Genomic DNA, 5,405 nt, shown 5'->3' with positions numbered 1-5,405 from the left:
GCGCCGGGGCTGCAATTCTACAGCGGCAATTTTCTCGATGGCGTCCAGGGGCGGAAGCCCGACCCCTATCGCAAGCACGACGGGTTTTGTCTTGAGGCGCAGGCGTTTCCGAACCAGATCAACGGTCCGGACAAAGAGGCGGTGATCTTGCGGCCCGGGCAGGTGTTCCGGCAAATCACGCGCTATGCGCTGAGCCTGTGGCCCTAACGGCGAGCCTGGTGTGCTATCAACATCCCGGCGAGGCGGGGTAGGCCGCACGGCATAACGTGCCGATGAGCTGGCGTACCCAGCAATAATGGAAGGCATCCATTGATATCGCCAGGATCAACTATTACCCGGTCTCTTTACCGGTTAGCGGCATGTCTTCCCATTCGGGAAGCCGTAGAAACTCCTCGGGTGTTTCCGCTAGGAGTGCTTCAATGTCGTATCGCTTACGGATGCGACACTTAGGCTCTACGGTCATCCGGGTGTCTTCGATGATGACCGCCACATAATCCCCGGCGGAAAGATGATTTTGTTCTGCATACAAGCTTGGAATGGTGATGATAAGTGACCCGTCTGAGCGGCAAAGCGTTGCCCTAGCCATGATTAGTACCTCCTACGCGTACAAAATCGGGGAATGAACCTGTAGGATATTTTGCTGGTGTAAAACTTTTTTGACGAATGATGACGGTCAGTAGGCCGCACGGCATAACGCGCCGACGAGCTGGCGCAACCAGCGATGGGCTGGGTCGGCATCCATGCGCGGATGCCACATGGCGGCGATGGTGAAGGAGGGCGTCTCAACCGGCAGCTCAAAGCTTTGCAGCCCTAGTTGCCCGGCCTGGTCGCCGGCCAGGGCGTTGCCCAGACAAGAGCGCGGCACCTGCGCGATCAGGTCCGAATGGCGCGCGATCCGCATCGCGTCGGGAAAACCCGGCACCACGATCCGTATTTGCCGTTTTAATCCCAACAAGGCCAAGGCTTGGTCGACGGGGCCGAAGGTATCGCCTTTGGGCGATGCCGCCACGTGCTGGCAGGCCGCGTAGCGCTCGGGCGTGACATTGCCTAACAGCGGGTGCCCCTCGCGCGCCACGCCGACCAGCCTATCGTCAAACAGCGCTTGCACGCGCATCTCCGGCGCCGAGGTCTCGGCCACGCCGATTTCCAGATCGATCAATCCTTCCCGTATCGGCGCGGCGTCCTTGTTCGGCTTGGGCGCAAAGCGCAGGCAGACGCCCGGCGCGGCCTCGGCGACCGCGGTCATCAGCGGCACGGAAAAGAAGGCGATAAACGCCTCGTTGGCGCGCAGGGTAAACGTCCGCGTGAGCGTGGCGAGGTCGAGGCGATCGGTGCGCGGCCGCAAGACCGCGTGCACATCCCGCGACAACGTGTGTACGTGGTCGCGCAATGTCAGCGCGTAAGGGGTCGGCACCAGCCGGCGTCCGGCGCGCACCAACAGCGGGTCGCCGGTTGCCGTACGCAGCCGCGTCAGCGTGCGGCTCATGGCGGACGTGCTCAGGCCGAGACGGCGCGCGGCCGTGGTGACGCTGGCTTCGGCCAGCAGCACGTCGAGCGCCACGAGCAGATTGAGATCGACGTTATCCATTGCTTCAGCATACCCCATTTCCTTGATTATATAGGGCGTTAAACGCAACTAACGGTTGAGTTTTGTGCGTCTTGCGCCTGTTGGTGACGTGTGTCACGATCGGCGTCGTTCACATGGCTTAAGGACACTGTCTTATGTCTACCGCATCGATGAAACGCACCATTCTGTTGATCGGCGCCTCGCGCGGCTTGGGCCATGCGATGGCGGCCGAATTTTTGCAAAAAGGCTGGAACGTCGTGGGCACGGTACGCGGCGGCGCAACCCGCACGCTATTGCATGATTTGGCCGAGGCCCACCCGGGCCGCGTCGAGATCGAGGTGCTGGATATTTGCGAACCGGATCAGCTCGCCGCGTTGGCGCAACGGTTAACGGGCCGGATATTCGACATCTTGTTCGTCAACGCCGGCACGACCAACCGCGACCCGACGCAGACCATCGGCGAGGTGTCGACCGAGGATTTCATGCACGTGATGCTGACCAACGCGTTGAGCCCCATGCGCGTGGTCGAGCGCCTGGCACAGTACGTCGCCGCGGATGGGATGATCGGGGTGATGTCGTCGGGGCAGGGCAGCGTTAGCAACAACGAGACCGGTCAACGCGAGGTATACCGTGGCAGCAAGGCTGCGCTGAACATGTTCATGCGCAGTTTCGCCGCTCGCCAGGCCGGATCGGCGCGCGCCATGGTGCTGATGGCGCCAGGCTGGGTGCGCACCGAATTAGGCGGGCCGGAGGGCCGGCTCAGTATCGAGGAAAGCGTGCCGAGCTTGGTGAATGTGCTGCTGGCGCGCCTGGGCACGCCGGGGCTGGTGTACGTCGATTATCAGGGGCGCACGGTCCCTTGGTGATTGACCGTCGATGGCCGTGCCGCCCCATGCCGGCTAATTCACCGAAAACGACGTCAGCTCATTGGTGTAACGGGAAGAAAGCTTGCCGTCGGTGTCATAGTATTCTTCGACGGATTTCACCCAGCGCTTAACTGTGGGGGCATACCAAAAAGCCTTATAGGTCCGGCCTGTCACGGTTTTGGCCTGGGTGTTCTGCACATGGGTCGCGAGCGTGGCGCTATTGGGCAGCCCGATGGCGCCTTGCGTCACGGCGTGCGTTGGATTCACCTCGGCCTCCCAGTCGCCCTCTCCCTCGATCTTGATGGCGGAGAACTTGCCGGCCGGTACCTGAATCGTTTCTATGTCGGTGGCAGTGTAGTGTTGAGTCCAACTTTCCTGTTTGTAGGTAGGGTTGGGGTTGTTCTCGGTAAATGATATCTGCCAGGATTTACCCACCTGCAACGGGAAGGAGAACGGGCGGCTGACGACGGTTTCCTTGCCATTGACATCGCGTATCCGCGCCCAATCGATGTCGACGATGCTATTTTGTGGGCCGCGCGGGCTGTCGATGAACGTGCTCAGCAGATAAATGCTTGTCGCTGTCGTGCGAGAGACTTTGAGCTGAAGCTGATACTGGTTCAGGTTTTGCCCCTTCTGCTCCGAGATTTGATAGGTCCAGGTGTCTCCCTCCGAGAAGTGAGGCTGAGGAAAGCTATCGGCGTGGGCTGCAACGCACGCGACGGTGGCCATCGCCATCAAAATGTTTTTGTAATTCATCTTCTGCCTGGTTGGTTATGGTTATGCAATTGTTGAAATAGTTTAGACAAAAACACTCAAATATAATATTTGAAAAGATGAAATAAAGGGAGTGGCCCCCGATGAAAGCGCAGCGCTCCCTTGAATGAATCTTTCCAAGAATGTTGATCTAGATCCAAGGAGAACGCGGCGCCTTGCCGGCCGTCATCTACAATTCGAGTTAGCTAGAGATTGCCTAAGGACTATGACATGAGCCTTGCACCGATCGGTGTCTTTGCCATGATTGTTGTATTTGCTTTCTGCTATTGCTACATCACCCGACATGACGACTGAGACATAGCGCCCGCAAAGTGTGGGCGCTTCCCCCAATTGACGCACGCTACGCCTGAAGCGGGCGTTGAGCCGCCTATTTGCCGCTTTTGAGCTTGCGATACTCTTCCAACACGCCCTCGGCCAACTGCCGCGCCTGACGCAAGGCTTCGCCCTTCGCGTCATCGGTGAAAGCCATGCTCGGGTCTTGCGCTTGCAAGGCGCGCAGCGCGTGCTGACACACCTCGACGCATAGGTTGAAATCGCCGGCGCTGAGCACCTTGCCGTGACGGATCTTGCGGTAGTGGATCGCGGTCATCGACAGGTATTGCTGCGTACGCTCGGCCAGCGTTTCCGCCTGGTCGCGCTGCCATTGAAACAACGTGTCCATCAGCGTGCGGCAGGCGGTTTCACTCCGCTGCCAGCGCGCGATCTCGCCTTGTCGTGCTGCCTTACTTGGCGCCGTGGGTTTCTTGCCGGCCATAGGGATGTTCTGTGGTGAAGGGTGCGCCGATTCTACCAGAGGGAGAGGGCTGGGCCCTTTTTTCTATCGCTTTATCTATCTGGCCGGGTGGCAACTTGGGTTTGTAGGGCGGGTTCGGCGCGTAGCGACAACCCGCCACCTTCAGTGAATTTCACCACGGAGGCGGGCCCCGTAGGCGGTCGAGTGGGGCGTGCGGCGGTCCGAAATGAATGCTTGACAGGCAACCATTTGCTTGCCTATATCTATGCAAGAGATTACTTGCGTGTTGTTGCCCATGCCCGAGCGTCCCGACGATACCGACTTGCTGTTCAAAGCCCTCGCCGATCCTAGCCGGCGTAAGCTGCTGGACTTGCTGTACGCCCACGACGGTCGCAGCCTCAACGACTTGTGCGAACACTTGGATATGACGCGGCAAGGCGTAACGCAACATCTCGCCTTGCTGGAGGCGGCAAACCTGGTCGCCACGGTGCGGCGCGGCCGCGAAAAACTGCATTTCCTCAACCCTGTGCCGCTGCAGGAAATCTACGAGCGCTGGATTGCCAAGTTCGAACAGCCGCACTTGCAAGCGCTTCACGCGCTCAAACATCGTCTGGAAGGAGATAAAAATGGCTAAGTCGCAATTCGTTTACGTCACCTATATCCGCACGACGCCGGAAAAGCTGTGGTCGGCGCTGACCGACGCGGCGTTCATGAAACAGTATTGGTTCGGCATGCACTGCGAAAGCCAGTGGACGGCAGGCTCGCCGTGGAAGATGGTGGCCAGCGATGGTCATGTCTTCGACGCCGGCGAGATTGTCGAAGCCGAACCGCTGCGGCGCTTGGTGATCTGCTGGCAGCACCAGAACAATCCGGAACTTCAGGCCGAAGGCGACTCGCTGTGCACGATGGCGCTGGAGCAGAGCGGCACGGCGGTTAAGCTCTCCATTACCCACACCATCGAGCGCGAACCCTCTCGACTCATCGAGGCGGTGTCCGGCGGCTGGCCGAAGGTCCTCTCCAACCTCAAGTCCCTGCTGGAGACCGGCGCCATTGCACTGCAGGAGCCAGACCGCACGCAGAACGTCCACTGCGGCAATCAGTAACGCAAGGCCGGTTTGGTGGGCAGCGGCTACTCGGCGTGACCGGGGGGCTTTGAATTTCAGATTTTCCTGACAGCCACGCTATCTTGTCGTTTTTGTCTTTGCTGGATAAGGTAATTGGCGCGGCATCAAGCCGTTTTCGAGGCGCGGGCCAGGGGTGACGCAAACACCCCAGACCCGCTGACCAAACCAACTCATCTACCCTTAACCAGGAGAGTTAGCATGGCTGTCGTCAATACTAAAGCAGTTCCGTCGTTCCCTTCAAACCAGCACTTCCGCCAAGAGCAGTTACTTTCCCTGATCTCCGTGTTGTGCGCGCCGCGCGAGCTGCGCCGCAACCCGGACGTTTGCCGTCTGATCGTCGA

General features: G+C 59.4%; 7 protein-coding genes and 1 pseudogene. 4 read left to right on the top strand and 4 right to left on the bottom strand.

The window, feature by feature from the left end:
* Positions 1–207: pseudogene (locus JOZ06_RS16755) on the top strand (galactose mutarotase); the annotation flags it as partial.
* Between the two features lie 124 nt (positions 208–331).
* Here the strand turns inward: JOZ06_RS16755 and JOZ06_RS16750 are convergent.
* Both JOZ06_RS16750 and JOZ06_RS16745 read right to left on the bottom strand, forming a co-directional pair.
* A complete protein-coding gene (locus JOZ06_RS16750; RefSeq protein ID WP_293234480.1) occupies positions 332–586 on the bottom strand; it encodes an AbrB/MazE/SpoVT family DNA-binding domain-containing protein in 255 nt (84 codons plus the stop codon).
* Between the two features lie 87 nt (positions 587–673).
* Positions 674–1,588: a LysR family transcriptional regulator gene (locus JOZ06_RS16745; protein ID WP_293234479.1), complete on the bottom strand. Its 915-nt coding sequence runs from the start codon at positions 1,586–1,588 to the stop codon at positions 674–676.
* A 134-nt stretch (positions 1,589–1,722) separates the two neighbouring features.
* On the opposite strand from JOZ06_RS16745, the gene JOZ06_RS16740 reads away from it, so the two are divergent.
* A complete protein-coding gene (locus JOZ06_RS16740) occupies positions 1,723–2,433 on the top strand; it encodes an SDR family NAD(P)-dependent oxidoreductase (RefSeq protein ID WP_293234478.1) in 711 nt (236 codons plus the stop codon).
* 33 nt (positions 2,434–2,466) lie between these two features.
* Here JOZ06_RS16740 and JOZ06_RS16735 read toward each other — a convergent pair whose 3' ends face one another.
* Together JOZ06_RS16735 and JOZ06_RS16730 are read right to left on the bottom strand one after the other, a co-directional pair.
* Positions 2,467–3,189, bottom strand: a complete 723-nt coding sequence (locus tag JOZ06_RS16735; RefSeq protein ID WP_293234477.1) for a hypothetical protein — start codon at positions 3,187–3,189, stop codon at positions 2,467–2,469.
* A gap of 385 nt (positions 3,190–3,574) precedes the next feature.
* Positions 3,575–3,961: a hypothetical protein gene (locus JOZ06_RS16730; RefSeq protein ID WP_293234476.1), complete on the bottom strand. Its 387-nt coding sequence runs from the start codon at positions 3,959–3,961 to the stop codon at positions 3,575–3,577.
* 244 nt (positions 3,962–4,205) lie between these two features.
* Here JOZ06_RS16730 and JOZ06_RS16725 point away from each other — a divergent pair, with 244 nt between their 5' ends.
* Both JOZ06_RS16725 and JOZ06_RS16720 read left to right on the top strand, forming a co-directional pair.
* Positions 4,206–4,574 carry a metalloregulator ArsR/SmtB family transcription factor gene (locus tag JOZ06_RS16725; protein ID WP_293234475.1) on the top strand — a complete coding sequence of 123 codons (369 nt, stop codon included), beginning with the start codon at positions 4,206–4,208 and terminating at the stop codon, positions 4,572–4,574.
* The gene (locus JOZ06_RS16720) at positions 4,567–5,043 is read left to right on the top strand and encodes an SRPBCC family protein (protein ID WP_293234474.1); all 477 of its coding nucleotides are present in this window, start codon (positions 4,567–4,569) and stop codon (positions 5,041–5,043) included. The genes JOZ06_RS16725 and JOZ06_RS16720 overlap by 8 nt, the downstream gene beginning before the upstream one ends.
* Positions 5,044–5,405 lie beyond the last annotated feature (362 nt).

The organism is Paludibacterium sp. (assembly GCF_019232825.1).
Classification (GTDB): domain Bacteria; phylum Pseudomonadota; class Gammaproteobacteria; order Burkholderiales; family Chromobacteriaceae; genus Paludibacterium.
The sequence above is the reverse complement of the archived record's forward strand: the minus strand, read 5'-3'. Positions and strand labels throughout refer to the sequence as shown.

Bases quoted from the DNA above. Each gene is read 5' to 3' on its own strand.
- JOZ06_RS16750 (WP_293234480.1), bottom strand. From the start codon at position 586: ATGGCTAGGGCAACGCTTTGCCGCTCAGACGGGTCACTTATCATCACC.
- JOZ06_RS16745 (WP_293234479.1), bottom strand. From the start codon at position 1,588: ATGGATAACGTCGATCTCAATCTGCTCGTGGCGCTCGACGTGCTGCTG.
- JOZ06_RS16740 (WP_293234478.1), top strand. From the start codon at position 1,723: ATGTCTACCGCATCGATGAAACGCACCATTCTGTTGATCGGCGCCTCG.
- JOZ06_RS16735 (WP_293234477.1), bottom strand. From the start codon at position 3,189: ATGAATTACAAAAACATTTTGATGGCGATGGCCACCGTCGCGTGCGTT.
- JOZ06_RS16730 (WP_293234476.1), bottom strand. From the start codon at position 3,961: ATGGCCGGCAAGAAACCCACGGCGCCAAGTAAGGCAGCACGACAAGGC.
- JOZ06_RS16725 (WP_293234475.1), top strand. From the start codon at position 4,206: ATGCAAGAGATTACTTGCGTGTTGTTGCCCATGCCCGAGCGTCCCGAC.
- JOZ06_RS16720 (WP_293234474.1), top strand. From the start codon at position 4,567: ATGGCTAAGTCGCAATTCGTTTACGTCACCTATATCCGCACGACGCCG.